The organism is Psychrobacter sp. T6-1, assembly GCF_052258445.1.
Window position 1 is genome coordinate 1 of record NZ_JBQQFC010000803.1, and the last position, 549, is coordinate 549.

The following is a 549-nucleotide window of genomic DNA, read 5'->3' on the forward strand; positions in this document are numbered from 1 at the left end:
ACTAATGAGCAAGAGGATCCTGATAGTGGTAATGAAGTCGCCACGACCGTCCTATATATACAAGCAGAAAACAGACTACAGCCCGCACTTGATGACATTATTGCACGTTTTGAGGCGCGCTACCCAAGTGTCAAACCCTCAGTGCGTTATGTCCCAAGCGCGCAGCTCCTTACCCTGCCGACCGTTGATGTGTCCCAGAATACAAGCGATCTTGCGCAGCCACTCAAAGCCACGATCGATGTCATTATCGCTGATAGCAACCTAGATGACACGCGTCTATCAGCACTACAAATCCTCATAGATGAGGCGCAGTCTGAGCTCAATGAAAACCAGATAGGTGATAATCAGATACAAGCAGACGGCAGTACGCAAGTTGACAACAATGAGGCTCGAACGCTCAGCTCGTTTAGCTATGCCATAAAAGCCTCCAAGCCTGTAGATGGTGTCATCTTGACCAACAACCCAGGGGCTTTCAGTTTGCGTAATTTTTTGCTCTCAAGCGTAGGACAAGACATTTTGAATAACTACGAGTATAGTAATATCGATGGC

General features: G+C 47.4%; 1 pseudogene. It reads left to right on the forward strand.

Features of this window, described 5'->3' with window-relative positions:
• A pseudogene (locus ACTXGO_RS16630) lies at positions 1-549 on the forward strand (hypothetical protein); the annotation flags it as partial.